The organism is Arthrobacter sp. H-02-3, assembly GCF_003097355.1.
Lineage (GTDB): Bacteria > Actinomycetota > Actinomycetes > Actinomycetales > Micrococcaceae > Arthrobacter > Arthrobacter humicola.
The window spans coordinates 54,912-81,776 of sequence record NZ_PYUI01000020.1 but is presented as its reverse complement, the minus strand read 5'-3'; the positions used below and the strand labels follow the sequence as shown (position 1 = coordinate 81,776).

Here is a 26,865-nt window from a genome sequence, read left to right as displayed (position 1 = left end):
GTAAAGGAAGAAGCTCATGGGTACTACACCAACCGAAGTCGTGGCCTTTCCCAATATCCGGGCCATCGTCGGCGACAACGGCACCGCCGAGGTCATCGTCGCGGGCAACTCCCGCGTCGTCCCTGCCGGAGACTCCGTTCAGGAACTCCGCAGCAATGCCCTGGCCCTCATTGTGGGCGAGGCACAGACCCTGCAGCGCCCCGTGCGGGTCCGGATCGAGGACCCCGAGGGCCACGGTGAACTCATCGTCCACCCGGATAACAGGATCGAATCCGTGTCCTATGAACCGCGGCAGAGCCGACGCCGGGCAGAAACTCCGGAAACCACAGCCAAGGCAGTCGCCCCGGCGACTATTGAGACCGTCCCCGCACCGGAGCGCGTGGCCACTCCGGCAGAGTCCGCGCCCGTTTCTGCCCCTGCGGCACCGGTGGACGCCCGGCCGTGGCCACCTGCCCCCGTCGCAGCCGATGCGGTTCCGGTGCCGGCCACCCCGGAACCGCAGCCGGCCGCCGACGTTACTGAAGAAGCGGCGCCGACGCGGCGCGGCTTGAAGGAAACTTCGTTTCTGGTCAGCGCCCCGGTGCTCGAACCCGCCACCCAGGGCTGGCGGGGCACGCTCACGCGCCTGGGGCTGCGGATGGACCCCTCGGAGGAAGAACTCACCGAACGTGAGGACATCCGCACGGTCAGCCAGCACTGGCCCGGCCCCCGGACCATCGCCGTGGTGAACCGCAAGGGCGGGGCGAACAAGACCCCCACCGTGGTCATGCTCTCGGCCATCCTCGCCCGTTACAGCGGCGCGGCCACGGTCGCGTGGGACAACAACGAGTCCCAAGGCACCCTCGGCTGGCGGACAGAAAAGGGCTCCCACGACCGCAGTGTCCTGGACCTGATCGACGCCTCCACCGAACTGCTCTCCCCGTCCACGAACGCGGCCGAAATCGCCAAGTTCGTCCACCACCAGACCGCGGACAAGTTCGATGTCCTGCGCTCGGACGAAAACGAAGAAGGCGACCACGAAGTCACCGCCGAGGAAGTCGACATCGCCCACCAGGTCCTCACCCGCTATTACCGGCTCGTGGTCATGGACTCCGGCAACACCGCCCGGGCCGCGAACTGGCGCCGAATGATCGACCACACCAACCAGCTCGTCGTCCCCGTGACCGCCATCGAGGACCGCGCCGAAGCCGCACGCCTGACGCTGCAGACGCTGGAATCCCGTGGCGGCCACGACGCGGAGCTGGCCCGCAACGCCGTCGTCATCGTCTCTGAGTCCACCGACGCCAAGCGCAGCATGAGCGGGGAAGCGCTCAAGCGGGCCAAGGACGAAGCCCGGCGGATCGCTGACGGCTTCGCACCGTTCGTCCGCACGGTCGTCCGAATTCCTTACGACCCGGCCCTGGTCAACGGGCCCATCCGCTATGAAGCACTCCAGCCCGCCACAAAGCGGGCATGGCTCGCGGCCGCGGCCGCCGTCGCCGCCGGCTTCTGAACCACCCACCAACGGACTTTGGACGGAGGAACCATGCAACAGACATTGAACCCCTGGATCACAAGCCCCGCCACCGACAATGCGGAGGAGGAGGCACAGGACGCGCACCTGCCGCCCGCGGGCGTGATTAGTGCGCCGCTGAGGGGAGTGGTTGAACCGGACGCTGCAGACCGTCTGGCCCGCCGCACCGTCGCGGGCTCCGCAGCGCTGTGGGTCACCGGCGCCCACGGGGGATCCGGTGAAAGCCGCATCGCTGACCTTCTCGAAGGGGCGCGCGTCACCGGTCACTGCTGGCCGGTTCTCCAGGACGGCAGCAAGCCTCGGGTCCTGCTGGCTTGCCGTGCAGATATGCGCGGGCTGACAGCTGCACAGAGCGCGCTGACGCAGTGGGCATCAGACGCCGCACCCGAGCTTGATCTGCTCGGCCTGGCTGTCCTGGCGGACGCACCGGGGAAGACTCCCAAGGCACTTCGTGACTTCGCCGCCATCGTCGGCGGGGGAGCGCCCCGGCTCTGGACCCTGCCCTGGGTCGAGGCCTGGCGGCACGGGGCCGCCACCACCCCGCCGCCGGGCCGCGAATACGAACGCTTCATCACTGACTTAGCCGCCCTGGCTACCGACACCACACCGCGCACCACCCACTGAAAGGTCTCACCATGAACCCCTTCGCTGTACTTGACGGAAGCGTTATCCCCAACCCCACCCCGGTCGTCCCGGCACAGGCAGGTGGCCTGCTCACGATCCTGAACTGGGCCGCCGGCATTGGCCTGGTCCTCGGCGTCCTGGGCGTGATCATTGTCGGCATCGGCATGGTCATCCAGCTCCAGCGCGGCGAGGGAGCCCAAGCCATCGGCAAGCTCGGCTGGGTCCTGATGGGCTGCATCATCATCACCGGTGCCTCGGGCATCGTCCGCGCCTTCGTCTAAACCAGCACCAACAAAAACGGGAGGTTCACCATGAGCCAGTCAACAGAGAGCACCGCCGACAGCAATCCGTTCACCAAACCCGGTTTCATCCTTGCTGCCGCGCTGGTGGTCGCGCTGATTGCAGCAGCCGTCGTCATCTTCCTGCTCCCCAAAGGACAGGACAACGCCCAGCCGGCACCGGCTCCGGCGGAATCCAACAACTCGGCTACAGCCAGCCCCAGCGCCTCGGCGACAGGAAAGAGTATCTGTGGCCTGCCCTCCTCGTCGGAGTCATCGCTGGGAGCGGCCCCCAAGACGAAGTGGGAACTCGTCGGAACAATGGCCGCACCAACCGACCCGAAAATAGGCCCGGGGAAGACGGACGATCAGGGCATTCGGTCTTGCTTCGCTCACACGCCGACAGGGGCGCTGTACGCGGCGGTGAACCTTTGGGCTCTGGGCATCGACCCCTCCAAGGAACGAGCTATCGCAGAGCAGCTTGCAGCCAAAGGACCTGGCCGTGACGCAGGCATGAAGACACCCCCGACCGCGGTCCCGGCCTCGGCCGTGAAAGTCCAGATAGCGGGTTTCAATGTCTCATACACGGCGAACCAAACCGTGGTGGAACTGGCATTCAAGGCGGACAACGGAGCGCTTGCTTCGGTGCGGACGACTCTGCTTTGGCAGGACGGGGATTGGAAGGGCGTCGTTGCCGACAACGGCGCACCCTTGGAGGAACCACGGCAAGTCCGTGACCTTTCCGGGTTCATCCTCTGGAGCGGAGCATGAGGCCTACCTGGAACCCCGTAGGGGACTGGTTTTCAGGGCTCGCTGATGACGCCATGGGCAACATGGCGAAGGCCATCATGGAGGGCATGAGCCAGATGGTGACAACACTGTCGACTTTCTGGGTGTCCATGCCCACCGTGAACCTGGCCAGCGAGGACGGAACGACGCCAAGCCCCGTCGTTTCCATGGTGAACAGCGAATTGATGGTCTGGACTCTGACGCTTGCGGTCCTCGCCGTCATTCTCGGTGGCATCCGGATGATCTGGGAACAGCGCGGAGCACCGCTGAAAGACCTGCTGCGGTCCCTCGTCACGCTCACCCTGGTCAGTGGCTTGGGCCTGGGGGTCATCTCGATTCTGGTAGTCGCCGCGGATGCTTTCTCTGCCGCCATCATTGAGCGTTCCACGGACGGAAAGGGCTTTGCTGAGTCGATGAACCTCCTGGTCGTGTCCGGCCAGACGGGGGTGGGCGTTTTCATCCTTATCGTTCTGGGATTGATCGGTCTGATTGCCTCCCTCGTCCAGATCGTTCTGATGGTGGTCCGCAGCGGCATGTTGGTGATCCTGGCGGGCATCCTGCCCACCACGGCCGCTTTCACGAACACGGAGATGGGGAGGCAGTGGTTCCAGAAAGCAGTTGGCTGGACCATCGCGTTCATCCTCTACAAACCAGCTGCGGCCATCGTCTACTCCGTAGCGTTCCTGCTCATGGGGCACAACAGCGCGAAGGACGGCCTGATCGGGTCCATCACGGGTTTCACGTTGATGGTTGTGGCCCTGTTCGCTTTGCCGGCGCTGATGCGCTTCGTGACGCCGATGGTTGGTGCCGTCGCCTCCGGCGGGGGAGCGGGGGCCGGGGCTGCTGTTGGGGCCATGGCCACAGGCGCTGTGTCGATGGGCCGCAGTGGCAGCGGTAAGGGCCATGCCGCCCCGACCCCGGCGAGCACGCAAAGCAACCAGTCAGGCGCATCTCCGAAGGGCAGTAACGGAACGCCGGGCCCGAAGGGGAGCAGCGGCCAGCCGACACCGAGGGCTACCGGTCCGGGTGGGGCAGCCGGCGCCGCAACCGCGGGGACAGCAAGCAGCACCGGGGCTGGAGCTGCCGCGGGCAGCGCAGGCGCCGCGTCGGGTGCGGCGAAGGCTGCAGGCCCGGCTGGCATGGCCGTCGCCGTAGGAGCACAAGCAGCGTCCAGGGTTTCTCAGGCCGCACAACAGACAGCGCAGGATTCAACCGGCCAATCAGAAATAGTGGAGGGCCCCAGTGGCAGCAATTAATACCGAATACAAGGAACCGTCCTACGGCAACTGGCGCGTCCCGCGTTCTGCCGGGTTGGGCAACCTCGGCGCGATCGGCACCGGCATTGTCATGGCCGGGTTGTTGCTGGGCATCATCAGCTTTGCCATCTGGGGTCTTTTCCCGGGCCTTGCTGTCCTGGCCGTAGCCGGGGTCAGCGCGCTGCTGCTGACGGTCAAGGACAAGCACGGCCAGTCCGTTGTTGACCGGTTCGGAACCCGGATGAGCTTCCGGCTCGCCAAGTCCTCCGGAACGAATCTTTACCGTTCCGGCCCGCTCGGTGTGACGGCCTGGGGCTTGTACCAGCTGCCGGGCCTCGCCGCGAAGTCGACCCTGTATGAATTCACCGACTCCTACAAGCGCCCGTTCGCCCTCCTGCATGTGCCGGCCACGAGCCACTACACCGTGATCTTCTCCACCGAACCGGACGGTGCGTCCCTGGTGGATCCTGAGCAGGTCGATGCGTGGGTGGCGAACTGGGGTGGCTGGCTCGCCGGCCTCGGGGACGAAGCGGGCCTGGACGCCGCGGCGGTGACGGTCGAGACCGCGCCGGATTCCGGGTACCGGCTCCGCAATGAGGTCATGATGAACATCGACCCGAATGCCCCGGATTTTGCCAGGAACGTGCTCAACGAGGTCGTGCAGACGTATCCGGAGGGTTCGGCCACGGTCCGGGCCTGGGTGTCCCTGTCGTTTAACGCCTCCCTGCGGGCGGGATCGAAGAAGCGCACACCGGAGGATGTGGCCCGTGACCTGGCGTCCCGGATCCCGGGCCTGTCGGCACGGTTGCAGTCCACCGGCGCCGGGATCGCCCGTCCGATGTCCGCGCAGGAACTCTGCGAGGTCGTCCGGATCGCCTACGATCCGCCCGCTGCCCTGATCATTGATCAAGCCCACGCCGCCGGCTCCCCGGTGTCCCTGACCTGGGGCGAAGTCGGACCCTCCGCGACGCAGGCGTCCTGGGATGACTACCGGCACGACGGCGCGTTCTCCGTCTCCTGGACCATGACAGGTGCCCCACGCGGGTCGGTGAACTCCTCGGTCCTGTCCCGGCTGCTGGCCCCGCACGGGGACATCGACCGTAAACGTGTCTCGCTGCTGTACCGCCCGATGGATTCGGCCCGTGCCGCGGCCGTGGTGGAGCGGGACCAGAACAACGCCAACGTCCGCATCACCTCCGGGAACCGGCCCTCGGCCCGGGCCCTGGTCGATGCCCGCTCCGCCGTGCAGACGGCGGCCGAGGAAGCCCAGGGCGCCGGGCTGGTGAACTTCGGGATGGTCGTCACGGCCACCGTGACCGATAAGGAACGCCTTCCCGATGCTGTCGCGGCCGTGGAACAGACCTCCGGTACCGCCCGGGTGCTGCTGCGCCGCGCCTACGGCGCCCAGGACACCGCGTTCGCCGCGTCCCTGCCCCTCGGGCTGGTCCTGCCCAAGCACAGCCTCCTGCCCTCCGAAATCAAGGATGCCCTGTAATGGCCCGCATGAAACTCTTCACCCGCCCTGCCAGGAAGGCTGCAGCCCCGGTCAAGGCTGCACCGAAGAAGAAGACGAAGGAACCACGCCAGGCCGGGCCGGCTGCCCGCGGCTGGCTTGGGCGCGGCGGCGGCATGGCCGCCCTCGTCCCGTCCGTGAAGGAATACCGGGGAACCACGGTCCAGGTCTGCGGCCTGTGGCCTTTTTCCTCCGGAGCGTCCTCGCCCATGATCGGCGTCCCGCTCGGACGCCATGAGGAAACCCAGGCGACGGTGTGCTGTGACCCGATCAGCTGGTTCCAGCGGGCACGGCTGATTTCCAATCCGTCCGCGTTCATCCTGGGCAAGCCCGGACTGGGGAAGTCCACCGTGGTGCGCCGGATGTTCATCGGCCTCTCCGCCCAGGGCGTCCACCCACTGATCCTGGGGGACCTCAAAGGCGAGCACGTCAAAGCGGTCCAGGCGCTCGGCGGCCAGGTCATCAGGCTCGGCCGCGGCGTCGGCTACCTGAACATCCTCGATCCCGGCCAGGCCGTCGAAGCGGCGCAGCTCCTCGAAGACAGCGGCCACCATGAGGACGCCGCCCGGGTCCGCGCTGACGCGCACGGCCGGCGCCTGACCATGGTCGTCTCCCTGATCACGATCAGCCGGAACAACCCGCCCACCGATCAGGAACAGACGATCCTGGACCGGGCCCTGCGGGTCCTCGATGACCGGTTCGACGGTGTTCCGGTCCTGAAGGACCTGCTGGACGTGATCATCTCCGCCCCCGATGAGCTGCGGCAGGTTGCCTTGGATCGCGGCGACATGGCCGTCTACCTGCAGGAAACCCGGGCCTTGGAAGCTACCCTGTTGGGCCTGACCGGTGGCGGGAAGCTCGGAGAAATCTTCTCCCGGCACACCACCAACCCCATGAGGCGCGACCGCGCCGTGGTCTTCGACGTCTCCAGCATTGACGAGACCGAAACAGACCTCCAAGCTGCCATTCTGCTCGCGTGCTGGTCCTACGGCTTCGGCACCGTCAACGTCGCCAACGCCCTCGCGGACGCCGGTCTGGAACCGCGCCGGAACTACTTCGTGGTCCTGGATGAGCTGTGGCGGGCGCTGCGCGCCGGTAAAGGCATGGTGGACCGGGTGGACGCCCTGACCCGGTTGAACCGCACCGTGGGGGTCGGGCAGATCATGATTTCCCACACCATGTCCGACCTGCTGGCACTGCCGGCGGAAGAGGACCGGATGAAGGCCCGCGGATTCGTCGAACGCTCCGGCATGGTGATCTGCGGAGGCCTCCCCGCCTCGGAAATGCCGCTGCTAACCTCGGCGATACCCCTGTCCCGGCAGGAGCAGCAGAAGCTCATCTCCTGGCAGGACCCGCCCGCCTGGGACTCCCGCGGGCTCGACGTCGAACCTCCCGGACGCGGGAAGTTCCTGATCAAGGTCGGCGGCAGGCCAGGCATCCCGGTCCTGGTGGGCTTAACCTCCCTTGAGCAAGGCCCTGACGGAGTCAACGACACCGAGGAGAAGTGGCATGACACTCCGGAAACCCTCCTCGAGCCCATGAGCCCAGACGTACCGACTGAGGGAGGCACGCTGTGAGCGCACCGAACCGTAAAGGAATGGGCCTCGGCGATGCCCTGCTCGTCTGGTTCGCCATCGGCTTCATCATCATCTTTGGCGGCGGAACCTACGCCGCCGCGCACATAGGCTCGTGGATGGCCGGCATCGACGCGCCGCCGGCCCACCCGATTGATCTGATCGCAGGGCTCATCAAGGGCCGGGTGCCGTGGCCCGTCCAGTCCACCGTCGCGGCGGCCTTCATGGCCGGCGTGGTCGTGGTCCTGACCATCGTCGTGCTCGTGGCCTGGAAGAAGGGTGCATCCAGGCGTGCCCGCGTCGATAAGGCCGCCCGGTACCTGGGGCGCGGGAAATCCCTGGCCGCGTTCTCCGCGAAGGGCGCGAAAGCGACGGCGGATCGGCTGGGAGTGACAGGCACGCCGGGCATCGTGGTGGGCAAGGTTGTCTCCACCGGGCAGACGTTCATTCAGTCCTGGGAAGACCTCAGCCTCGATATCTGGGGGCCTCGGACAGGTAAGTCGACTTCCCGGGTGCTGCCCGCGATCCTGGACGCACCCGGCGCTGTCGTGTCCACCTCGAACAAGCGTGACGTCGTGGACGGCACCCGCGGCGTCCGGGTCCTGACCGCTCCGGTGTGGGTGTTTGATCCGCAGAAGATCGCCCAGGAGGAACCGGGCTGGTGGTGGAACCCGCTCTCCTACGTCACCGACGAAGAGAAGGCCTACAAACTCACCCAGCACTTCGCCACCGGCTCGCGGACCCCCGGGTCCAAGCCGGATGCCTACTTCGATCCCAAGGCCGAGGACATTCTCTCCTCGTACTTCCTCGCGGCCGCACGCGGTGGGCTGCCCATCACCCAGGTCTATCTCTGGGTGACGGAGCAGGTCAGCCGGGAACCGATCGAAATCCTGAAAGAGCACGGCTACGAGCTGCAGTACAAAGGCCTGGAGTCCACGCTGAAACTGGCCGACAAGCAGCGCGACGGCATCTTCGGCACCGCCGAGAAGATGATCCAGTGCCTCAAGAGCCGGAACACGCTGCGCTGGGTCGCCCCGGCCCACGGCACATCGGTGGCCACGGATGCCCGCCGCCAGTTCAACCCCAAAGACTTCGCTTCCTCCACGGAGACGATCTACATCCTCTCCAAGGAAGGCGCCGGCTCCGCAGCCCCGCTCACCACAGCACTGACGGTGGCCATCGCCGAGGCGCTGGAGGAACGGGCCGAGCGCAGCGGCGGCCGCCTGCCCACACCTGCACTGTTCGCCCTCGACGAGTTGGCCAACGTCGTCCGCTGGGCAGGATTGCCGGACCAGTTCAGCCACTACGGCTCCAAGGGCCTGATCGTCATGGGCATCCTGCAGTCCTGGTCACAGGGCGTTGAACTCTGGGGCGAAGCAAACATGCGGAAAATCTGGTCAGCCGCGAACGTCAAGGTCTACGGCGGCGGCGTCGCCGAAGAAGGATTCCTCCGCGCCCTCTCGGACCTGATCGGCGACTACAGCTATACCAACGTCTCCATCTCCTCCGGCAGATCAGGCTCCAGCCGCTCCCGCCAGGAGGGCAAAGAACGCATCTTCGACGTCTCCAACCTCGCCGAACTCGACCGCGGCCGCGCCGTCGTCCTCGCCTCCGGCGCACCGGCCACATTGGTCCGGACCATGCCCTGGTACAGCGGCCCGCACAAGGACGCCGTCGAGGCGTCCATCAAGAAGTACAGCCCGCGGCCCGAAGTCGAGCCTTTCCCGGTTGCCGCCGGCTCGACCGCGAATCCCTGAGTCACGGAATAGAGGCGCCCTAAATGACCATCAACATTGGCCGCTTTGGTGAAGACGCCAGCGACAAAGCTGAGGAGGCGCAGAAGCTGCCGGAACTGGTGTACGGCTCAGCCGAGGAGTTCCTGCACGAGCAGCTGCTGCCCACCTACGTCAGGGACGTCGACGGCCGCTCCGCAAAGTGGTGCATCGAGTGGTACTTCCACCCAGAGGCTGTCTCACGGATAGAAGCGCTGTGGCGGGCGTGGGAACACCTCAGACTGGACGGAGCCACGGGAATCAGTGTCTGGTGGAAGGATCACGCTGACCACCACATGAGCATGCTCCTGGACCCGCGCGGCCCGTTCTACAAATGCGACATGCAAAAACACAGGGACCCCGACCACCTGGAACCGAAGAAGGCCCCCAAAGGGTGGTTTCCCGACGTACGGACTCAACGACAGTAGCTGCCGCGCCTCGGAGGGAAGTATTGGCCTATTGGCTCTTTCCAGTTGGAGAACGCTTAGCGGCCGCCTCCGGCTGAATATGGCAGCTTGGTTCAGGACCACCCCCCAGTGTTGTTTTCATCTGATGAAGACGAGCATTTGGAGGTCCGGAGAGGGTGCATATGGAGCTGTTTGCCAAAATCCGCCGAGACGCCCGCGTTGAGGGCTTGTCCATCCGCGGGCTGGCAAAACGACATCAGATCGGCAGAGACACCGTCCGGCAGGGATTCGTCCTTGGAGGTGGCGATGACTTCCTTATCCACATCAACGCCAGGGATACCGAGCACATTCGGCAATTCGTCCTCGAACATCTGTCGTCAAATCCCGCTGTCGCCGGAACCCAGGCCAGTCTTGTCTTCGAACACGGTCCGGCCTGTGAGGGGCAGCCGGCGTTCAACTGCAGCCGCGGCTTTGGGATCTCCTTGGGTGCCAGGCGGGCCGCCACAGTGAACACCTAGCCTCCAGACAAGGCAGCCACATCCCGTGCGAAACCGGTGTGCAGCGTGCACATACGACTCTCACCGGCCACATTTAGGGTTGCTTTAACAGGATCAATTAGCTGTGACCTTTGAAATAGGACGTGGTTCAGATGATGTCTCGCAAACTAGCTCGCTCCCGCTACGAAAGGCGTAGCGAGCAGAATATAGCCAGCACTACTGGAACCTCTGTCTGGGTGGGGAACAAGCTGATGGCCGAGCATCTGCCGGACGGTCACGGCGTCGGTGCTGCAAATGATGCGAGTGTCAGAATGCATATGTTCCACGGTTCCGACGCTCCTGGCTACGTTCTGTAGCCCGTGTCCAGAAAACAGAATCGCCGCACTGGGCAACATGCTCCCGAAGCAAACGCAAAGACCGGGACGCTGCCGCCGGGAGCCGGTCTTACAGATGCATGATTCTCCTTTCGCGGTCTACGACATCGAAGCACTTCGCCGCATGCGGCGCGCAAAATGGGCGCTCGAAACTGAAAAATACGGCGCAGCCGTCGCCGAAATGGACTTCTCACCCGCCCCGCCGATCATCTCGGCGCTCGTCGACGCAGCACGACGTGGGGACATGGGCTATCCTCATCCCCAGGCCCTGGAATCTGCCTCCGTTTCCTTGAAGGATTGGCTGAAAGAGCGCCATGAATGGACAGTCTCTGTCTCGGATCTGGTCACCGTCGGCGGCCTCATCCACGCGTTGGAGGCATTCCTGCTCCACTTCGTTTCATCCACGAGTGTGGTCGTTCCAACACCCGCCTATCCTCCGTTCCTGTCGGTGCCCCGTGGACTGGGGTTGGAGGTGCTGGAAAGCCCAATGCTCTGCGACGACGGCCAATGGAGACTCGATCTTGATGACATAGACAAGGCTTTTTCTTCCGGCGCACGAGTGTTGATCCTGTGCAACCCGCACAATCCGACAGGGACAGTCTTCACCCGGGAGGAGCTGGTCGCGGTTTCGGAGATCGTTGACAGACACCGCGGCAGAGTATTCAGCGACGAGATCCATGCACCTTTGGTCTACGCGCCGGGAGCCGGCAGACCTTCCGGAAGAACGCACGTTCCCTATGCGAGCGTCTCGTCGGCTGCTACCGAGCACACAGTGACGGGGGTCTCCGCCACTAAAGCGTGGAACATCGGAGGAATGAGCTGCGCGCACATGATCATTTCCGAACAGGACAGGTTGACTGCCAACAGGCTTGCAGCGGTGCTGGCCCATAGCGCAAGCACACTCGGACTCTGGGCAACGGCTGCTGCCTACCGTGAAGGCGGCCCCTGGCTGCGGGACGTGGTGTCTTACCTCAACGGCAACCGGCACCGACTTGCAGACTTGGTCGACAAGCATTTGCCAGGCGTCAAATATCGGGTTCCCGATGCCAGCTATCTTGCCTGGCTCGATTTCCGTGCAACAGAGTGGTCGGACGAACCTGCAAGGCACGCGAGATCTTCAGCCGGTGTTTCGACCAACGAAGGCACGGACTATGGTGCACCAGGACAGGGTTTTCTACGCTTGAATTTCGCGACACCCGCCGCCGTACTGGAGGAAATCGTGGGAGCGCTGGGACATACTTTGCCGTTCAGATAAAACGAAAAGAGATCCGGGACCGTGAACGTAGAACAAGCACCCCTGCCGCCACTGACTGCAAAGCAAGAGGGTTGGATACCAGCGTCCGCTTATTGCCCGGTCTCTCTTGGAACGCGCCTGATAGGCGATCGATGGTCCCTGCTGATCGTTCGTGAAATGCTCGTCGGCGCGAGCAGGTTCAATGCCATCCACAGGGGCTTGCCGGGGCTGTCCCGAAGCTTGCTGTCCTCGCGTCTCAAGTACATGGAACGCATCGGTGTGGTTGATCGCTTGGCCAGCGAGGGTCACGCAAACCGGACTGCGTACAGGCTGACGGATTCGGGCCTGGCTCTGCGCCCTGTTCTTGTGGCGCTGGGGGCATGGACGCTGGATTGGCAATTGCCACCTTCGGCCGACGGCGAACTCAGCACCGCAGCGCTTTTGTGGCACATGCATCAGGGGCTGGATCGTTCAATGTTGCCGAAGACTGAGCTGACAATCGCATTCCGTTTCCCTCGCAGCAAGCCGTCCGGCGGCTGGATCCGTGTCGGCGAATTCGAATCAGGTGCTTGCATCGGCTCTGCAGAGCATGACGTGGACCTCACGGTCGTTGTTGAACCGAAAATCCTCAACGAACTTTGGTGGGGGAAACGCGCTTGTGCGGCGGCCATTGCTGCAGGAGATGTTGGATTCGAGGGGCCCGCTGCACTTGCCAGCGCATATCCAACATGGTTTCGTCCCCCTGCCCGCGCAGCGTAGACGTCTCGGTACAGGATTAGTACTATGCCAGTCGCGCGGTTGTTGTTCTACTGGAGACATGCCACGCGCAACCCAGGTGGATCCTGCGCGGGCTTCCATATCTAGAAATGAGGTGTCTCTATGGCAGATGCACAGGGCAAAAACGACGGATCGAGCGAGCCGGACTTTCGTAGGATGTTCGAAAGCCTTCCTAATCAGTTCATCGTCGTCGACCCACAGCGACGAGTCCTGGCCGCAACGGACAGCTTCCTCGCCGCGACCGGACGCGTGCGCGAGGACATTGTCGGACGCGACATCCTGCTCGTCTTTCCTGACAACCCTGATGACCCCACCGCCAATGGAACGACGGTGCTGCGTGAATCCCTGGAGCGTGTCCTGGTCACCCGTGAGACGGATATCCTTCCGGTGCAGAGATACGACATGGAACTGGCCGACGGGTCATTCGAGGAACGCTACTGGCAGCCGCTCAACGCTCCGGTCTTCAACGACGATGGAGAAATCAGCTGCATCCTTCACGGAGCGGAAGACGTCACAGCCAAGGTGCTGGCCAGCAAAGCGTAATCACTCCTAGTTTTCCAAGGGGTCGGCACGCGTGTTCCAGCGCGGGCCGGCCCTTCGTCGTACAGAGCCCGTCCCAGCGAAGCCAGCCTGCAGTGAGGCAATCTTGGCGGTACAGAATTTGTACTTTCGCGGCGCCCGTGGGCGTGCTGAACTGTGACCATGACTAACAAAGTGACCTTGGTCGGCGGCCCAACCGCGGTGCTCGATATCGCCGGTCTCCGCATCATCACCGATCCCACGTTCGACCAGCCGCAGGTGTACCAGCACCCGATTGCCGGACCCGTGGTCAAGAATACCGGTCCGGCGTTCACACCCGAGGAGCTCGGAAAGATCGACATTGCTCTTGCATCCCACGAGCACATCGACAACCTGGACTACGCCGGCCGTGAGTTCCTAAACCACGTCCCTTACGTGTTCACCACAAAGGACGTGGCTGACCAATTTGGCGACAACGTTGTGGGTCTTGTCGAATACTCCTCGCAAACGGTACCGCTTCCCAAAGGTGGCGAACTGACCATCACCGCCGTCCCGGCACATCACGGGCCGGAAGGTACCTGGCAGGTCCTCGGACCGGTCGTCGGCTTCGTTCTCACCGGACCCGGCGTCCCTACGGTCTACGTAAGCGGAGACAACTCTGAATTGGACGTAGTTTCCGAGATCAGTGCCAAGTTCCCCTCAATCGACATCGCGGTACTGTTCGTCGGAGGAGCAAAGTTCGACGCCATCGCCGATGGCAGCTACATAACGCTCAGCAATGAACGGGCTCTTGAGGCCGCCAAGATCCTTGGTGCCAAGAAAGTCATCGCCGTCCACGAAGATTCCTGGGACCACTTCAGCCAGAACGCCCAGCAAATCCGTGACATCTTCGAAGCGGACGGCCTCGGCAGCGCGATCATTGCCCTCAAGCCAGGAGAGTTCGCCGACCTCGAACTCTGACAATTGAAAGCGATAGTTGTGGCCGTCGAGCAAATGCCGACGGCCACAACTGTTGGTCTAGGACAGTGCTGAATTAATCTCGGGCATAAAGGGCTCTTCGCATTTAGGCATGGTTGGCCCGTTTGATCCGGTAGGGGCGGTGGCCGCCGACTGCCAGTAGGCATCTGAGTCTGTAGTTGGTGAAGTTGCGGAAGCCGCGGGCGATGCGGCGGACGGTTTCGATGACGCCATTGATCGCTCCGGTGGGTCCGTTGGAAGCGCCGTGGGTGTCGAAGCAGGCCAGGATCGCCGTCTTCCATTGTTTAAGTGTCCGCCCGAGTCGGGCGACCTCCGGAATCGGGCAGGACGGGAATGATGCGATCACCTCGTTGACGAGTTCCCTGCCCCGCTCCGGCCTGGCGTGGTAGATGTTGCGGAGCTTCTGGTAGCACTGTCAGGCGAGGGTGACCTCGTGGCCGGGGTCTCCGGCGCGGAGTTTGGCATCCAGCCGGGCGGCTTGTTTGTCGGTGAGGTGTTCGGCGCCTATCTGCAGGGTCCGGCGGATCCCGTTCCCCGGCGCTGCGTCAAGAACCGCCGCACGCAGCGAGCAACCGGCCCGGCGGGCAGCGGGGCAGACCAGATTAAACACCCGGCCGGCCGGCGCGTCGGCGAGATCGCTCTGCCGTCCGTTCATCGCGGCCCGCTCCCCACCTTTCGAGTGTCACGCCGCGTGGAACGTCGCTGTCCAGGCGCGCTTCATAGCGGCCCGGGGCGAGCCGGGTCACCGAGATGCCGACGTGTTCCGCCATCGCCGCCGGCTTCAGCAGATCCACCGCTTCATCCAGGGCGGCGTCCAGTTCTTTTCGGGTGTGAACGGCGACGACGAGACAACCGGGTGCTGCGTGCATGGTCATGAATCCTTAATCTCAGGGCGGTGATCAGTACTTTGGGACACGCCAGATCCCCCTGGCGTGGAAGGGAGGAGCGGCAGCCTGGCATGGTCAACAGGAGCCTCGATCGAGGCGGCCGGCTGGCCCGGCGGAACTAGGGGACCAAGTTTCCGGCAGAAGAAAGGGCCGGATTCTGGAACGCCGCAGAACGGCGGCGGTCTGCTTCCGACAGCCCAGTGATGGTAGCTTCGACGTCTTCCAGGGACTGCTGGATCCACGCGAGGGCGGCCAGGTCATCGGAGCTTTGAGCCGGGTCCTCCGATGACGCCTCCAGGAGCGCAGCCCGGCGGCTGATTTTGACGGAAAGTTGGAGCATCTCTGCCTGGATCATGGCTTGGGAGTCGTTCCGCGATAGGTGCGCGAAAGCTTCCTTTCCAGCGCCACCGTGGGTGACGGTGAGAGGCAGCAAGCCGGAGGAGTTAGTGGTCATCGATCTGTCCTTCGGGTTGTTCAGGGTCCTGGTTCTTTGGGAAGTGCTCTCCACGCTTGCAGAGGGAGTTCGGGGTGGATTCGTCCCTCTGCAAGCGTGCCGCGCCGCAGGCACCACCGTCCGCCACCGAGATGGGCCTGCGGCGCGGACGATCTGCGGCTCTACCAGCCCGGACGCACCTCCCGGTCAACGCAGCCAAAATACGAAACGGCAGCTTCCAAGGCCACGTTCTCCACGCCCCCGGTGGCCCGGTCTTTGGTTTCAACAACACCGACGGTCAGTCCGCCCCTGCCGGGCCCACAGAATGCACGCCCCAACCAACGCGGATTTCTAAACCGCCTGCAAGGACATCGCTGCCAGTCCGTGGCAGCTGGGTCGCCCTATTTTCCGCTCAATTCGGCCTCCGCCAACCATTGTTTGGTGTGGCGTTCCATCGCTTGTAGTGCCCCGTCGAGTTTGTCGAGAAGGGTCTGAATTTCATATTCAGAGATTGTCAACGGTGGGGAGATGATGGCGGCGTTGTTCAGCGGGGAGATGCCGGCCGGGTAGACAATGAGGCCTTGCTCGAGGCATTCCTGAACAAAGACGGAGGACGTCTCGTGCTGTCGGTCTGGAGCCTGCCTTGTCCTGGGATCCACAACAAATTCGAAGCCCCACAGCAGTCCGCGGCCGCGCACATCAACCATGTGAGGGTAGCGCCGGGCAAGTTGCCGCAGCCCGGTTTCGAGTTGTGCGCCGCGTTGCTTGACGTTGTCGAGAACGTTCTCACGCTCCATGAAGTCAAGGACGGCCAGGCATACGGCGGCACTGAGTGGGTTTCCGGAGAAAGTGTGGCCAAACGGCGCGACGCCGCTTCCTTCTCGCAGAGTCTGGATCATGTGCTCCCGCAGAAGTACTGCACCGACGGGTGAATACCCGGCGCTGAGGCCCTTCCCAGCCAGAAGGATATCCGGGACGACACCTTCATAGGAGCTGGCAAACCAGTCGCCGGTTCGTCCCATGCCTGTGATTACTTCGTCGACAATGAGTAGGACGTTGAGGCGATCGCAGATCTCCCTGAGACGCCGGAAATAACCCGGCGGTGGGACCAGCACTCCTCCGGCTGCGCCGACGATGGGTTCCGCGATGATTGCCGCGACTGTGCCAGAATCCTCTGCGAGGATGGCGTGTTCGAATTGATCCGCTGCACGTGCCGCATACTCTTCTTCGCTTTCACCCGGCTGGGCGAACCGGTAGGCATAGGCCGGAGGGGCGACAGGGAAGGCATGCAGCAGCGGGCCGTAGTCCGGCCTGCGGGCGGCATGACCGGACATGGACAAGGCGCCCAAAGTCATACCGTGGTAACTGATCTGCCGCCCAAGGACCTTCACTTTGCCGGGCACCCCCTTCTCGCGCCAGTGGCTTACCGCGGCACGAATGGCAAATTCCGAAGCTTCCGATCCGCTATTGACGAAGAAGGCCCAGTTGAGATCACCTGGCGCCATCCGAGTGAGTCGTAGGGCCAGCTCCTCGACTGGTTCGTTCGTGAACTGGGTTCGGTAAGTGAATGCAACGCGTTCCGCCTGAGTTTTCATCGCGTCGGCAATCTCTTGAACGCCGTGGCCAATGCTTGCGGTCATTGCCCCGCTCGACCCGTCCAGGTACTCGCGCCCCTCCGTGTCGTAAAGGAAGACGCCCCTGCCGTGGGTGACGGTTGGATATGTCTTGTCTATTTTTTGTTTTAGCAGAGCCTGAACGGGCATGGGAACTCCCCCTGGGAAGTTTTGTATTGAGGATGGTCGTTGAATGGGCGGCGGCTAACCGATGCCTCGGCCCCCGGATCCCCAGGAGGCCGAGGCTGCGAGCCTCTAGGCCTGCAACGAGGGCGGAGCGCCGGTCCTACACCGGCAGAGATGGATCGTCCACGCCGATGGTGCGGCGGCCTTGGAAGAATCTGACCATGTCGGTCGGGCCGTGACCGCCAATGCCGGCGTTGTTCCAGAACGTTTGTTCCGTACCGTCGGCGAGATCAGCGAGCTTGCATCCGTTCACGCGTATCTCTCCTGCCGGAATCCGGGCTGCGACAGCCAGCGAGGCGTCAAGATCCTCGCCGAAGACAAAACCTGTGAGGCCCGTCTCAGGCCCGTCGGCAGCCCGCAGGGCTTCCTCCGTGGAGTCGACAGCGTGCACGGTGATGGCGGGACCGAACAGTTCATGGATGGATTTGTCGGCTGGCAGGCCCGTAACCACAGTTGGGTTGAAGAACCATCCCTTCAGCTCTGGCAGCGTCGTGGCGGTTAGTGGTTTGCCTCCTTGATCGGCAAGATCGTCCACGCGACGTTGAAGATGTGCATGGTGGGCGGCATGGGAAAGAGGCCCGACATCCGTGGTTTCTTCCAGGCAGTGCCCGACTCGTAGAATCCCAATTTGCTCCAGGATCGCTTCAACAAGATCGTCGTGCAGGGCCCAGGGAACCATTACTTTTCCGGGTGCTTCGCACCACTGGCCGTTGAGCTTTGTCATTCCTTCGACAATTGAAATCGCGGCTAGCTCGATATCCGCGTCGGGCATGATTACCACGGGGTTATGGCCACCGAGCTCCAGTTGAAGGGCTGTGAAGTGAGGGGCCGACGCTGCCGCCACGGCGCGTCCGCCAGCTCCGCCGCCGGTAAAGGAAATGGCCCGGATGCGGCTGTCCGAGGCGAGCTGGGAACCAACCGACGCTGCGCCGTGAACCAGCTGGAAAACCGAAGTCGGAAGCCCAAGGTGGATCAGGGCCTCCCAGATGACCTCCGCTAGGATCTGACATCCACCGGGGGCCCATTCTGATGGTTTCAGGATCACCGGGCAGCCGGCGGCGAGGGCACTTGCCACTTTGGCGACGGCCACGAAGGTGGGCGCGTTCCATGGGGCAAGAATGGCTGCGGGCCCCATGGGTCGGTGCAGCAGCTTTACCGTGCGTCCGTTGGCTGGCAGGATTTCCACGTCTCCGATGACGTTCAGTTGATCGCGCGCGGAAAGAACCCGGGGGGCTAGGTATGAGGCCATCTGGGTAGCTACCCGTATCGGGTTACCGTTCGCCATGGCATCTTCATAGGCAATATCGCTAACGCGTTCAGCGAGACCTCTGGCGATTTGCTCCAGAAGGGCTACGCGCATTCCTTGCGCTGACCACGCCCAGGTGCCGGACCGGTGCAGGTGGTCGGCTGCCGCGACCACCCGCTCGACATGGAGTTCGGCTGTTGCCTTTTGGTACTGGCGGGACAACCCGGTGTTGGGATCATCGATGGTTTCACCCAGAAGGATGGCGGGCTCTATCCATTCGCCGTCGATGAGGTCGATCTGCGGTCGGGCTGGACGGGGTCCGGGATGCTGAGAAGTCATTCCTTCCCTTTCTGCTTAGCTTTGGCTTTGCGAGAGTTCAAGGACGACACGGATTGTGCTCGGTTCGGACATTGCCTGGAAGCCCTCGTTAATGCTGTCGAATGGAAGCCGCTTGGTGACCATCTCCTCGAGGAGTAACCGGCCTGTGACGTAGTGGTCCGTGAACATGTCAACGTCGCTGAGGAAGCGGTTTGCCCCCATGTATGCCCCCTGGATCCGACGGTCACCGTAGACCAGAGCGTCTGCAGGGATCTGCAACTTTTCCCCTGCAGGCATGAGCCCGAGAATTGTCGCTGTCCCGGTGGGCCGGAGTATCGCGAAAGCCAGCTCGGCGGTTGAGCTGCGTCCAACTGCCTCGATGGAATGGTCAACTCCGCCGGGTATGAGGGCTTCCAGGGCCATTGCGGTGGTGGCTGCATCGGGCTCGGCGAGTACCGTGTCTGTGGCGCCGAAGATCCGCGCAAGGTCAAGCTTGGCGGGCGCGGAGTCTATGGCAACCACTCGCCTGGCCCCGGCCAGTTTGGCGCCTTGAATTGCCGAGATGCCGACTCCTCCGCAGCCGATGACGGCGACGGTGTCGTCGGGTCCTATGTTTGCGCCGTGGATGGCGGCCCCAACGCCGGTGGAGACACAGCATCCGAGGAGGCAGGCCGCATGTGGGGGGATGCTTGACCCGACTGCTGCTACTGATGCTTCTTTGACCAGGAACGCCTCGGCGAAGGCCCCGATGCCGCCCAGCGCCTCCACGGTTTCTCCCTCGGGGGTGAGAAGCTTTGGCCGGTGCCTTGTCCGCATTGCGTCCACCCGTTCGCACTGAGTTGGCCGGCCCCGAAGGCAACAACGGCAGCCTCCGCACGACGGCGTGACGGTTGCGACGACGCGGTCTCCCGGTTTGATCCTTGTGACGGCCGGGCCGACACGCTGCACAATGCCTACGACTTCATGTCCGAGAACCGCAGGGGTGGTGATTTGGAGCGAGCCTTTCAGGTAATGAAGGTCGCTGTGGCAAAGCCCTACGTGTTCGGTCCGTACGAGGACTTCGTCACCTGCCGGCGCGTCGAGCAGGAGCTCTCGGAATAGAAGGGGCTCACCTGGATCCTCCAGCACCGCTGCCATGATTGGGGTGTACACCCGATCTCCTTTCGTCTTGTGCTGTAGTGCTCCGGTAGGCGGCAGCCCGCTGGCGTTTGCGGGCGCAGGGCCCTCTTCGGCGAACGCGGACGCATCGGTCAAAGAGGGCCCTGCCACCTGTCCCGAGCCCATTCAGCCCAGCGGGTTCTTATAGGTTTGCCGGTAATCTCACGCGGGCACCGCGGTGGTCATCACCGGGAAGTGGGGCCGGAAGTGTCTCGGCTCCCGGTGGCCCTGGACTGCGGGGGGCGTCGAGGGATTATGAATGGCGTCCCAGGGTCTCTATGAGCTCTCATGGATGAGTGCTGCATACGCCTCCGGGCGGCGGGAACGCATGACGAGGGCTGTGACCAAACCTCCGACGAAGAAGGCTCCCATAACCGTCAGAAGAATTCCCGCCGCCACGTCGCCTCCGACTAATAGTCCGAAGTTCTGCAGGACGAGGAAGACAATGGCTCCGAGCCCGATGAGTGCAACGACCGGAGCCAACAGCGTTGCCCACCAGGTTCCGGCGCCTGCTTTTCTCCGGAAGAACACGAGAACCGAAAGTGACGTGAGTGCCATCAGCACGACAACACCCAACGTCGCCGCACCGGAGAACCAGGTGTACGCCTGCGTAACAGGGTCCAAACCGATGAGGGCTTCGACCGCCAGGAGAATCAGTGATATGACCGACACGATCAAGGAGGCCCTGGAGGGCGCGCGGTGACGGGAATGGATGGTGCCGAGAGCAGACGGGAGCACACCCTGAGTCCCGAGCGTAAACAGGTAGCGCGTCAGAACATTTTGGAACGTCAGAATGCATGCGAAGAGGCTGCTGACCAAGAAGACCTGCAAGAGAGTGGCCAAAATGGGGGAGACGAACTTGCCCGCCAAACCGACCACGATGCTGGTGGGGTCATTCGTGGCGGCGTCCACAATCTGGCTGTCGCCCACGCCGGCCTGGAGCGCCCACGCCGTGAACGTGTAGAACAGGCCCACAGCCAGAACAGCAATATATGTCGCCCGCGGGATGGTGCGGTCAGGATCACGAGCCTCGTTGCGGAATACCGCAGTGGCTTCAAAGCCAATGAAGGAGAAGAAGGCGAACATGACACCGAGGGGGGCCACACCTTCGGTCAGACGCGCAGGTGAAAGAGATTCGACGCTCAGCCCGTCGGCACCGCCATGGACGATTACACCGATGTTCACCGTAAGAATGACAGCCGTTTCAATCACCAGGACCACACCCAGAACCTTGGCGGAGAGCTCAACGTCGCGGTAAGCGAGGAAACCACAAAGGGCTACAAGCACAACACTGCAAAGCCACCAGGGAAGTTCGGGACCGCCAAGATCGTGGATCGCCGTCTGGGCGGCCACTCCCAGATAGGAAGACAACGCGAGGAAAAGCAGAAGGTAGGTCCCCAACGCGAATATCGAAGACCCCAAGCCCATCCCCCGGCCGAGACCGGTCTGAATGTATGAGTAAAAAGCACCGGCATTCTTCACGTGCGGCGTCATTCTCGTAAAGCCTATTGAAAACAGGAACAGGATTGCGGTCGCGATCAAGAAGAACAACGGCGCGCCAGTGCTTTCTGATGCTGAGATGACGACGGGCCAGCCGGCCACGACTGCCGTCATCGGTGCCGCACCTGCCACTACCATGAACACGATTGAGCCGACCCCCAGACCGCGGCCCAGAAGTTTATCAGGGGTGAGAATTCCGTTGGGACCTGCATCCACAGGCTCGAACTTAACATCGTTGGTTGGCATTCGTCCCTCCCGGACGTTCGAAGCTTCGTAATTTTCCGGTGCGTGGGTCTGAACTTCGTTGAACAGCACCGCGGAAATCCACTCGCGGTCTGGCCCCCTTGCCTCGGCCGCCGTGAATTGAACTGAGCTTAGGAGCGTTGTCCGACCACGGCTGTGTCGCCCATGCACACTCAGTGCTTCATTGATGGTCGCCCTGCACTGCACGCGCCTCGGAGACCCCGCCACCCGTCCACTGCTCCCACCCGCCGATCCAATCTGAGCCCGGTGTGCAAGTTGCACACACCCCTTCTCGACAGGGTGCCTGCCGCACTCACCTACGCCGTGCTCTCTCGGGCATTCTCGGAACCTAACGGAGCTTTCGAGACCGGAAACGAGGTCCTCGAAGCTGTCGATTGGACCACTCTCCTGAAGGGAGCTCTCGAGTATGAGCAGCTACATTTCCGTCTTCAACCCGGCCACAGAGGAACTGATTGGTGAAGTTCCCGCCTACGACGTGGCCGAGGTCAATGCCGCAGTCGAAAGAGCTCAGGGGGCCCAAAGGAGTTGGGCAAAGCGGCCGCTCGCAGAACGCCGCGACGCGCTGTGGGCCATCGCCGATGCCGTGATTGCACACAGCGACGAACTCGCCCTCCTGGAGTCCACCGACGTCGGCAAGCCCCTGTCCGCTGCGCGGCAGGAAGTCCTCGGCGTCGCTGAGTGCTTCAAGTACTACGCCGGCGTCGTTGACAAAATCCTCGGGGATACGATTCCCGTCGACGGTGGCATTAGCATGACCTTCCGCGAGCCAATGGGTGTAGTCGCCGTTATTTCCCCCTGGAACTTCCCTTTGCCCATTGCCTCGTGGAACATAGCGCCGGCACTTGCCTGCGGCAACGCGGTCATCGTCAAGCCAGCGGCGCTCACACCCTTGTCGACTGTCCGGTTTGGCCAGATTGTCAAGGAACTGGGTGTCATCGGAGACGCACTTCAAGTGCTCACCGGATCCGGTGCACGCATCGGCAACGCATTGGCCGAACACCCTGGCGTCAACAAGATCAGCTTCACCGGATCCACGGAAACCGGTCGATCCATCCTGCATGCCGCGTCAAAGACCATGAAGAGGGTCACGCTTGAACTCGGCGGTAAATCAGCCAGTGTGGTCTACGACGACGTCGACCTTGCCAAGTGCCTGCAGGCAGCGCCCCTATCCGTCTTCGAAAACACAGGCCAGGACTGCTGCGCCCGCAGCCGGTTCCTTGTTCAGCGCGGAGTTTTCGATGAGTTTGTCGAAGGTTTCATCGAGTCAACACGCGCCCTGAAGATCGGTGACCCGCTGCACGGCTCAACTAATCTCGGACCACTCGTATCTGCAGCGCATCGCGACACTGTGGCCAGTTTCCTTGAGGACGGGCTCAACGTTGTGACGGCCGGCGAAGCCCCGGAGGGGCCGGGCTTCTGGATGGCTCCGCGGATCGTCATTGCGCCGGATCCCAAGAGCCGGGTGGCCACCGACGAAATCTTCGGTCCCATTGCCTCCGTCATTCCTTTTGATACCGAGGAGGAAGCGATCGCATTGGCCAACGACTCCATTTACGGACTTAGTGGCTCGATCTGGACCCAGGACATTGGCCAGGCAATGAGGACCGCCCGGCGCCTCGAGTCGGGCACTCTCTCGGTGAACTCGAATTCTTCGATCCGTATCCAGACGCCCTTTGGTGGTTTCAAACAGTCCGGAATTGGCCGCGAACTGGGCCAGGCCGCCGTTGAAGGCTACACGGAACTCAAGACCGTCTTTGTGAGGACCGACCCGTGACAACCGACACCGAAATGGTCCGAGCCGATGAGGGTACCGCCTCATTTGAGCTCGACCATGCAGAACTCGGAACGCCCGCATTGAGCGTGCTCTATGGAAGCCAGACGGGAAATGCCGAGTTTCTCGCCTCCCAGATTGCCGATCAGGCAAATGCTCAGGGATATGCCGCCGAGCTGATGAGCCTGGAGCTGCTGACCGTTGAAGAGGCCGCCCGCAAGGACCGTTTGCTCATCGTCACTGCCACACATGACAACGGACACATGCCAGACAACGCCCAAGCGTTTTGGGACGGTCTCGGACGCGCTGACACACCCCTGTTCAAGGATGTCCCCTTCGCCGTTCTGGCCATCGGGGACTCGATGTACGACGACTTCTGCAAGGCCGGCATTGATATCGACCAACGGATAGGGGACTTGGGTGGTCGGCGGATGTCCGATCGAATCGACTGTGATGTCGACTATGACCTCACCTCCGGCAAATGGATCTCCAGCGTCCTTGAGAAGTTCAAAACCGTGGCGCCACGGCAACATGCCTCCGATGCGCCGGCCGCTTCGGCCTCGAACGCACAACGCAGCGAGCAAGCCAAAGTCACGCGCAAAGAGCCGGATACGGCGACCATCGCGGCAGCGCGGCTTTTGAGCGCCCCCGGGGCAGAAAAGGAAGTCTGGCACTACGAGCTCGAAGTGAGCGGCGACAGCCGCCACTACAGGCCTGGTGACTCGCTCGCTGTAATCCCCACCAACTCCGCTCAGCTTGTGGATGACCTGATCTCTTCCCTGAACCTCCAGGGGAGCGAAGTGTTCAACGGGCAGAGCAAGCCCGTCAAGGAAGCGCTACTCAACGACCTCGAGCTCCGGCTTCCCCACCTTGGCTTGGTCGCGTGGATGGTGGAGCCACTGGCCGCAGAGCATCCCGTCAAGAAGCTGGTTGAGTCAGGCGACAGGGCCGCCTTGGAGGATTGGCTTTGGGGGCGTGACGTCGTCGACGTAATCGCTGAGACACGTGCAGGCGACCTCGACCCGCAGGAGTTCATGTCGATGCTGCGCCCCTTGCAGCACCGGTCATACTCCATCGCATCCAGCCCCCTTGCAGACGGAGAGCGAGTCCATTTGACAGTTTCCTCAGTCAAGTACGACGCGCGCGACCGCAAACACACGGGAGCCTGCAGCGGATTTTTGGAGGAAGCCGCCCGGAGCAACACGCAGCTCAAAGTGTTCCCGTTACCGGCGCATGAGTTCCACTTGCCTGAGGATTCCTCAACAGACGTCATCATGGTTGGCCCGGGTGTTGGAATCGCGCCATTCCGTGGCTTCCTTCGAGACCGCTATTCGTCGGGGGCGCAGGGTCGCAACTGGCTGTTCTTCGGCGACCGTCATGAGAAGCCTCTTTGGCTCTACCAGGACGAGATGGAAAGCGCGCTCAACGATGGAGCTCTGAATCGGCTGAGCCTGGCGTTTTCCAGGGACCACGCAACCAAGGTCTACGTCCAGGACCGGATCCGGGAGAGCGGAACGGAAATCTTCGCCTGGCTGAACGCCGGCGCCGCCGTGTATGTGTGCGGGGACAAGCGCATGGCCCCGGACATCGACGATGCCCTCATCGCGGTGTTGTGCGAGCACGGGGGCCTGAGCCAAGACAGCGCACATGAATACGTACTGGCGATGAAATACGACAGCCGCTACGTGAAGGACGTCTACTAGCCCCGCGATCCAAACTGACCCATCCCTGAGCTTTCCATTTGCTTTGGCGGGTCAGCGCCGACCAGCCCAGGAAGAAGCTTCCCCACAACGGTGCATGCACCGAACAACCATAATGTGCAACTTGCACATACGACTCGAAGTCAATGCGCCTAGGGTCGGTAATCAACCGGTATATCAATGAGGATAAGAGGTTTATGTGAATCCGCTCACACAGGTCCGTGAGGACCTCCAAGAACTTGAGGCAGCCGAAATGCAGGATAAAACCGAAGCAGCGTCAGCCCACGACGAACTGAAGAAGTTCGTAGCCGAGAACAACATCACCACGTTCAAGGTCGGCGTGGTTGACCTTGAAGGTGTTTGGCGTGGCAAGCGCATCGCCGCGCAGTACTTCCTGGAATCCGTGGCTGAACGCGGAACCAACATCTGCAACATCATTTTCGGGTGGGACATCCAGGATGAGCTCATTCCCAACCTGACCTACACCGGATGGGAGACCGGGTATCCCGATGTAACCCTGCTCCCGGACCTGAAAACACTCAAAGCCGTTCCCGGCGAGCCGGGCGTCGCCTCCGTCATCTGCGACATGTACGAACTCTCCGGTGAACCGGCGGCAATCTGCCCGCGTGGCATTCTCAAGCGCGTCGTTGAGAAGGCCGAAAGCATGGGCTACTCGCCAGTCTGTGCCTATGAATTTGAGTTCTACCTGTTCAAGGGCACCCCGAATGAACTTGCGGCCAACGACTGGCGACAGCTGGAACCCATCACCGCCGGGAGCCACACCTACAGCCTGTACCGGGACACCGGAACCGAATTCCTCATCGGCGAGATCCGCCGCCGGCTCCTGGAACAGGGAATCTCTATTGAGGCCAGCAACAGCGAAAACGGCCCGGGCCAGTTTGAGATGAACATCCACTATTCGGATGCCCTCGCTGCGGCCGACAACGCTGTGCGGCTCAAGACCACCGTCAAGGAAGTCGCCGCCGCTGCCGGCTACACGGCATCGTTCATGGCAAAGATCAACCCCGACTGGGCTGGTTCCTCCGGCCACATGCACCAGAGCCTCTGGGACCCCGCAACAGGGGCTTCCGTCTTCGCAAACGCCGAGAACCCCGGCGAACTCAGCGAGCTGGGCTACAACTACCTGGCCGGCGTTGTCGAAACCGCACCGGAACTCACCGCCCTCTACCTCCCCACAGTCAACTCCTACAAGAGGACAGAAGGCGGAGCATGGGCAGGATCCAGTGCCTCATGGGGCCTGGACAACAGGACTGTGGCCATCAGGTCAATCCCGGCGAAGGGGAATGCTGCACGTATCGAGAACCGTGTACCGGGCGCTGACGCGAACCCATACCTGGTCATCGCCGCCAACATCGCCGCAGGGCTCCATGGAGTGACCAACCACCTAGTTGCTCCGGCGCGGGTCGAAGGCAATGCCTACGCCCTCAAGGAGGACGAGGTAAAGATGCTGCCCGGGACGCTCGACAAGGCCATTGACGAATTCGCCCAAAGTGAGATCGCCCGCACGTACTTCGGCGAGGCCTTCGTTACCCACTACGTCCAAACCCGGCGCTGGGAGCTGCACAAGCTCCAGACCACTGTCACGGACTGGGAGATCGCCCGGTACCTCGAACGTATCTAGTTTCAACCCCACAGCCAACCATTCGTACACGAATTTCACCAC

25 protein-coding genes and 1 pseudogene are annotated in these 26,865 nt (G+C 62.7%); 17 read left to right on the top strand and 9 right to left on the bottom strand.

Annotated elements, in window-relative coordinates; translation table 11 throughout:
• Positions 1 to 16 precede the first annotated feature (16 nt).
• From C9424_RS17005 to C9424_RS16965, 9 genes are read left to right on the top strand one after another with little or no spacing between them, the layout of a single operon-like run.
• The gene (locus tag C9424_RS17005) at positions 17 to 1,492 is read left to right on the top strand and encodes a chromosome partitioning protein ParA (protein ID WP_116768069.1); all 1,476 of its coding nucleotides are present in this window, start codon (positions 17 to 19) and stop codon (positions 1,490 to 1,492) included.
• A gap of 33 nt (positions 1,493 to 1,525) precedes the next feature.
• On the top strand, positions 1,526 to 2,137 hold the full coding sequence (locus C9424_RS17000; RefSeq protein WP_116768068.1) for a DUF6668 family protein: 612 nt from the start codon (positions 1,526 to 1,528) through the stop codon (positions 2,135 to 2,137).
• An 11-nt stretch (positions 2,138 to 2,148) separates the two neighbouring features.
• Entirely contained in the window at positions 2,149 to 2,418 is a 270-nt protein-coding gene (locus tag C9424_RS16995; protein ID WP_116768067.1) for a hypothetical protein, read from the top strand.
• Between the two features lie 30 nt (positions 2,419 to 2,448).
• On the top strand, positions 2,449 to 3,186 hold the full coding sequence (locus C9424_RS16990; RefSeq protein ID WP_116768066.1) for a hypothetical protein: 738 nt from the start codon (positions 2,449 to 2,451) through the stop codon (positions 3,184 to 3,186).
• Positions 3,183 to 4,460, top strand: a complete 1,278-nt coding sequence (locus tag C9424_RS16985; protein WP_116768065.1) for a hypothetical protein — start codon at positions 3,183 to 3,185, stop codon at positions 4,458 to 4,460. Before C9424_RS16990 ends, C9424_RS16985 begins: the two co-directional genes overlap by 4 nt.
• On the top strand, positions 4,447 to 5,955 hold the full coding sequence (locus tag C9424_RS16980; protein WP_116768064.1) for an SCO6880 family protein: 1,509 nt from the start codon (positions 4,447 to 4,449) through the stop codon (positions 5,953 to 5,955). Before C9424_RS16985 ends, C9424_RS16980 begins: the two co-directional genes overlap by 14 nt.
• Positions 5,955 to 7,550 carry an ATP/GTP-binding protein gene (locus C9424_RS16975; RefSeq protein ID WP_116768063.1) on the top strand — a complete coding sequence of 532 codons (1,596 nt, stop codon included), beginning with the start codon at positions 5,955 to 5,957 and terminating at the stop codon, positions 7,548 to 7,550. Before C9424_RS16980 ends, C9424_RS16975 begins: the two co-directional genes overlap by 1 nt.
• Positions 7,547 to 9,304: a type IV secretory system conjugative DNA transfer family protein gene (locus tag C9424_RS16970; RefSeq protein WP_116768062.1), complete on the top strand. Its 1,758-nt coding sequence runs from the start codon at positions 7,547 to 7,549 to the stop codon at positions 9,302 to 9,304. Before C9424_RS16975 ends, C9424_RS16970 begins: the two co-directional genes overlap by 4 nt.
• A 23-nt stretch (positions 9,305 to 9,327) precedes the next feature.
• Complete coding sequence (locus C9424_RS16965; RefSeq protein WP_116768061.1) at positions 9,328 to 9,747, top strand: DUF4913 domain-containing protein; 420 nt, start codon at positions 9,328 to 9,330, stop codon at positions 9,745 to 9,747.
• Positions 9,748 to 9,839: 92 nt separating this feature from the next.
• Here the strand turns inward: C9424_RS16965 and C9424_RS22165 are convergent, their stop codons facing one another.
• Complete coding sequence (locus C9424_RS22165; protein ID WP_202615910.1) at positions 9,840 to 10,097, bottom strand: hypothetical protein; 258 nt, start codon at positions 10,095 to 10,097, stop codon at positions 9,840 to 9,842.
• On the opposite strand from C9424_RS22165, the gene C9424_RS22160 reads away from it, so the two are divergent.
• From C9424_RS22160 to C9424_RS16940, 5 genes are all read left to right on the top strand, one after another.
• Positions 9,987 to 10,244: an Lrp/AsnC ligand binding domain-containing protein gene (locus tag C9424_RS22160; protein WP_337189836.1), complete on the top strand. Its 258-nt coding sequence runs from the start codon at positions 9,987 to 9,989 to the stop codon at positions 10,242 to 10,244. The genes C9424_RS22165 and C9424_RS22160 overlap by 111 nt on opposite strands.
• Positions 10,245 to 10,673: 429 nt before the next feature.
• Positions 10,674 to 11,852, top strand: a complete 1,179-nt coding sequence (locus C9424_RS16955; protein ID WP_161958245.1) for a MalY/PatB family protein — start codon at positions 10,674 to 10,676, stop codon at positions 11,850 to 11,852.
• A 21-nt stretch (positions 11,853 to 11,873) separates the two neighbouring features.
• A complete protein-coding gene (locus C9424_RS16950) occupies positions 11,874 to 12,590 on the top strand; it encodes a winged helix-turn-helix transcriptional regulator (RefSeq protein WP_133247533.1) in 717 nt (238 codons plus the stop codon).
• Positions 12,591 to 12,710: 120 nt separating this feature from the next.
• Positions 12,711 to 13,151: a PAS domain S-box protein gene (locus C9424_RS16945; RefSeq protein ID WP_116768058.1), complete on the top strand. Its 441-nt coding sequence runs from the start codon at positions 12,711 to 12,713 to the stop codon at positions 13,149 to 13,151.
• A 159-nt stretch (positions 13,152 to 13,310) separates the two neighbouring features.
• Positions 13,311 to 14,087: an MBL fold metallo-hydrolase gene (locus C9424_RS16940; protein ID WP_116768057.1), complete on the top strand. Its 777-nt coding sequence runs from the start codon at positions 13,311 to 13,313 to the stop codon at positions 14,085 to 14,087.
• A 103-nt stretch (positions 14,088 to 14,190) separates the two neighbouring features.
• Here C9424_RS16940 and C9424_RS16935 read toward each other — a convergent pair.
• The 8 genes and pseudogenes from C9424_RS16935 to C9424_RS16905 form a co-directional block, all read right to left on the bottom strand.
• Positions 14,191 to 14,505 (bottom strand): annotated as a pseudogene (locus C9424_RS16935) (ISL3 family transposase); the annotation flags it as partial.
• 15 nt (positions 14,506 to 14,520) lie between these two features.
• The gene (locus tag C9424_RS16930; protein WP_133247532.1) at positions 14,521 to 14,715 is read right to left on the bottom strand and encodes a hypothetical protein; all 195 of its coding nucleotides are present in this window, start codon (positions 14,713 to 14,715) and stop codon (positions 14,521 to 14,523) included.
• Positions 14,708 to 14,980 carry a hypothetical protein gene (locus C9424_RS21320; protein ID WP_133247531.1) on the bottom strand — a complete coding sequence of 91 codons (273 nt, stop codon included), beginning with the start codon at positions 14,978 to 14,980 and terminating at the stop codon, positions 14,708 to 14,710. Before C9424_RS21320 ends, C9424_RS16930 begins: the two co-directional genes overlap by 8 nt.
• 130 nt (positions 14,981 to 15,110) lie before the next feature.
• Positions 15,111 to 15,446, bottom strand: a complete 336-nt coding sequence (locus tag C9424_RS16925; RefSeq protein WP_116768054.1) for a hypothetical protein — start codon at positions 15,444 to 15,446, stop codon at positions 15,111 to 15,113.
• 380 nt (positions 15,447 to 15,826) lie between these two features.
• Positions 15,827 to 17,188 (bottom strand): aminotransferase class III-fold pyridoxal phosphate-dependent enzyme, encoded by a 1,362-nt coding sequence (locus C9424_RS16920; protein ID WP_116768053.1) that lies wholly within the window; start codon positions 17,186 to 17,188, stop codon positions 15,827 to 15,829.
• 136 nt (positions 17,189 to 17,324) lie between these two features.
• Positions 17,325 to 18,809 (bottom strand): aldehyde dehydrogenase family protein, encoded by a 1,485-nt coding sequence (locus C9424_RS16915; RefSeq protein WP_116768052.1) that lies wholly within the window; start codon positions 18,807 to 18,809, stop codon positions 17,325 to 17,327.
• Positions 18,810 to 18,824: 15 nt separating this feature from the next.
• Positions 18,825 to 19,940, bottom strand: a complete 1,116-nt coding sequence (locus C9424_RS16910; RefSeq protein ID WP_237563525.1) for a Zn-dependent alcohol dehydrogenase — start codon at positions 19,938 to 19,940, stop codon at positions 18,825 to 18,827.
• A 282-nt stretch (positions 19,941 to 20,222) separates the two neighbouring features.
• The gene (locus C9424_RS16905) at positions 20,223 to 21,761 is read right to left on the bottom strand and encodes an APC family permease (protein WP_237563524.1); all 1,539 of its coding nucleotides are present in this window, start codon (positions 21,759 to 21,761) and stop codon (positions 20,223 to 20,225) included.
• A gap of 355 nt (positions 21,762 to 22,116) precedes the next feature.
• Between C9424_RS16905 and C9424_RS16900 the strand changes: the two genes are divergently transcribed.
• From C9424_RS16900 to C9424_RS16890, 3 genes are all read left to right on the top strand, one after another.
• The gene (locus tag C9424_RS16900) at positions 22,117 to 23,484 is read left to right on the top strand and encodes an aldehyde dehydrogenase family protein (protein WP_116768050.1); all 1,368 of its coding nucleotides are present in this window, start codon (positions 22,117 to 22,119) and stop codon (positions 23,482 to 23,484) included.
• Entirely contained in the window at positions 23,481 to 25,184 is a 1,704-nt protein-coding gene (locus C9424_RS16895; protein WP_116768049.1) for a diflavin oxidoreductase, read from the top strand. The genes C9424_RS16900 and C9424_RS16895 overlap by 4 nt, the downstream gene beginning before the upstream one ends.
• 196 nt (positions 25,185 to 25,380) lie before the next feature.
• Positions 25,381 to 26,823 (top strand): glutamine synthetase family protein, encoded by a 1,443-nt coding sequence (locus C9424_RS16890; protein WP_237563523.1) that lies wholly within the window; start codon positions 25,381 to 25,383, stop codon positions 26,821 to 26,823.
• Positions 26,824 to 26,865 lie beyond the last annotated feature (42 nt).